Source organism: Burkholderiales bacterium (assembly GCA_013695435.1).
In the GTDB taxonomy this organism is placed as follows: Bacteria; Pseudomonadota; Gammaproteobacteria; order Burkholderiales; family JACMKV01; genus JACMKV01.
Genome location: JACDAM010000079.1, coordinates 1 through 2,741 on the forward strand (window position 1 = coordinate 1; position 2,741 = coordinate 2,741).

The 2,741-nt window shown below is 58.7% G+C and carries 4 protein-coding genes; 2 read left to right on the forward strand and 2 right to left on the reverse strand.

Annotated elements, in window-relative coordinates; translation table 11 throughout:
* Together H0V78_04660 and H0V78_04665 are read left to right on the forward strand one after the other, a co-directional pair.
* Window positions 1-169 (forward strand): lytic murein transglycosylase (locus tag H0V78_04660; GenBank protein ID MBA2351089.1); only part of this gene is annotated, 169 nt, incomplete at its 5' end.
* A gap of 148 nt (window positions 170-317) precedes the next feature.
* Entirely contained in the window at window positions 318-656 is a 339-nt protein-coding gene (locus H0V78_04665; GenBank protein ID MBA2351090.1) for a hypothetical protein, read from the forward strand.
* 30 nt (window positions 657-686) lie between these two features.
* Here the strand turns inward: H0V78_04665 and H0V78_04670 are convergent, their stop codons facing one another.
* Both H0V78_04670 and H0V78_04675 read right to left on the reverse strand, forming a co-directional pair.
* Window positions 687-1,520 (reverse strand): ABC transporter permease, encoded by an 834-nt coding sequence (locus tag H0V78_04670; GenBank protein ID MBA2351091.1) that lies wholly within the window; start codon window positions 1,518-1,520, stop codon window positions 687-689.
* A 39-nt stretch (window positions 1,521-1,559) separates the two neighbouring features.
* Window positions 1,560-2,609: an ATP-binding cassette domain-containing protein gene (locus H0V78_04675; GenBank protein MBA2351092.1), complete on the reverse strand. Its 1,050-nt coding sequence runs from the start codon at window positions 2,607-2,609 to the stop codon at window positions 1,560-1,562.
* Window positions 2,610-2,741 lie beyond the last annotated feature (132 nt).

Sequence of the window (2,741 nt, forward strand, 5' to 3'; positions counted from 1 at the left end):
GGAAGCCGAAGATGGCCTGCAATACTGGCTGGGGCTGAATAATTTTTACGTGATTACGCGCTATAACCGCAGCGTTTTTTATGCGATGACGGTACATCTGCTGGGTCAGGAAATTCTGCGTCGCAGAGCGGAATCCACGATCGAAAACGACGCCAGTGATCCGCAATAATGAGAAAGCTTTTATCTTTGCAACTTTTACCAGCGCCTGCCAGCTTTCGGATCGATTCTAACGGCGTTTTTCTCCTTTTTATCGTGCGTGCTCCGCCTCTTGCTGCGATAATTCGAAGCGGCAGTTGTCCGCTCCATAAGGAGGAGATATGAAAAAGGAAGGTATGAACTCACCCTTTATCCGTGATGGCCAGGAGGGGGAATCGAGGTTCGATCGCGAGGTCAATATTACGCGCAAGGAGTTTCTGCGCCAGTTGCCCGATGCAATCGGCAATCTGAAATTCGATGTCGAAGGCAATCAGGTCATCGTCAAAGACGGCGACAAACGCGTGTGCATTACGGTCAAGGACGAGGGCACGGAATCAATGGGCGCGCTCGATACGCCGATGAAGGCGATCAGCTTCGCGTTCGACGGTTATTCGGAGGAAGAGATCGAAGCCTTCATGGACAACTACGACGAGAACACCATGCGTTTCGGCGGTATGTGAGAAGCAAAGTGCGTCGGGCGGGCGCGCGCCTTATTCGCCGCGTTTGCGGCTCAGCATGTGGATCAGCGGCTCGTACGCCGTCTCGCGCGAAAAGCGCGCGCATGCGATAGCGGTCGCCAGCGCGCTGAAGCCAAGCAGAACCGCGAGGTTCAGGCCGAGGCTGAAATCGGTGCTGAAGCTGGCGCTGAATTCGGCGCCGCCGCTGACCGGCAAGGCATGCTTGAGCAGATCCACCCCATAGCTGTAAGGATTGAGCATCGCAACGATGCGCAGCGCGTCGGGCAAATGTTGTATCGGATACAGCGAGCCCGACAAAAAGAACATCGGGAAAATCACCAGATTCATCATCACCGCGAAGTTGTCGAGCGTTTTGGTGCACGCCGCGATCAGCATGCCCGTGCTGGCAGACGCCAGCGAGGTCGAGGCGATTCCGGCGGCCAGTAAAGGCAGCGACAGGTCTTTCGACAAGTAGCCGAGCAACGCGAGCAGAAACAGCACGAGCACGGCCTGTATCGCTGCGGCAATCGCGGCGCTCAGCGTTTTGGCGACGACAATCCAGTAATGCTCGAACGGTGCTACGACCAGCATGCGCATCACGCCCGATTCCTTGTCGTAGACCGTTGCCAGCGCAGCAAGCATGGCGCCGAACAGCATCGACATGCCGAGCACACCGGGCACAAGAAAATATTGATAGCTCGCGCCGCCGCTACTTCCTTCGCCGCGGCCCAGCATGGCATCGAATCCGGCGCCGATCACGAACAGCCAGATCATCGGCCGCACCATCGCCGACAGCAGCCGCGATTTCTGTCGGAACAGACGCACGATTTCGCGTTCGATAACGGCGAGTATGGGACGGTAAGTCACTTTTTTAGCGAAGCGTGAGGAAGGAGAATTTCGTGGTTGTCATTCCCGCGAAGGCGGGAATCCAGTGGTGTTCGCTGCCCCGGAAATACCGTCTTCACAGGGACGACCCGCCTTCGGTTCCCCTTCCATCTCGCCAGAACTTGGGCGCCCGGCAGCCTCCGTTTCATTGACCCACAAAAACACATCGTTCAGATTCGGCTTGCGCCAGCGCAACGCGCCGATCCTGTCGGCAAACTCGGTTTGCAGGGCCGCGAGTTGTGTGGCATCGCCGTGGAAGCGGAAGCACGCGCGCTCGCCATCCATCATGGCGCGGCCGAGGCGCGGCGCGAGTTCGGCGACGATGCGATCCGCATCGTCGGCCTCGATTTCGATCACGAAAGCACCCAGCCGGCTAACCAATTCGTGCGGTGGCCCGCTTTGCACAATGTGGCCCGACTTGATGAAGGCGACGCGATCGCAGTCAGCCGCTTCTTCGAGATAATGCGTCGTCAGGAACACCGTCATGCCGGTTTCGGCGCGCAGATTCTCGATAAATCGCCAGATTTTTTTCCGGTTCGGCAAATCGAGGCCGATGGTCGGCTCATCGAGGAACAGCACCCGCGGGCGATGGATGACGCCGCGGGCGATATCGAGCGCGCGGCGCATACCGCCGGAAAAAGAGGCAACGGGTTTGTCGCGCTTGTCCGTCAAGCCGAACAGCGCGAGCAACTCGTCGCTGCGCCGTTTGATTTCCGCGCGCGGCAGATCGTATAACAACCCGGCAAAACGCAGGTTTTCGGCGGCGGACAGATTGCGGTCGAGCGCCGATTCCTGGAACACGACGCCGATCGCCGCACGCACCTTGACGCCCTCGTTAGAAACGTCGTGACCGGCGATGCGCGCCGTTCCGCCGGTGGGGCGGATCAGCGTCGACAACATGTGTATCGTGCTGGTCTTGCCGGAACCATTCGGACCGAGCAGACCGAAAAATTCGCCGGCACGAACGTCGAGATCCAGATGGTCGACGGCGAGCACGTCGCCGTAGCGCTTGGTCAAATCAGCGGCATGAATTGCCGGCGACAGATCGACAGCCGGGGAATCGCGTTTCATGGTTTGTCGTTCGCGCATGCTGTCATTCCCGCGCAAGCGGGAATCTAGCGACTTCAAGAAGCTGCTCTGGATTCCCGCAGTCGCGGGAATGACAACGGATCAAACAGCGCTTTCGCTTTCGGCCACAGCCAC

Excerpts from the sequence above, each read along its gene's own strand:
- H0V78_04665 (MBA2351090.1), top strand. The coding sequence starts at position 318 with ATGAAAAAGGAAGGTATGAACTCACCCTTTATCCGTGATGGCCAGGAG.
- H0V78_04675 (MBA2351092.1), bottom strand. The coding sequence starts at position 2,609 with ATGAAACGCGATTCCCCGGCTGTCGATCTGTCGCCGGCAATTCATGCC.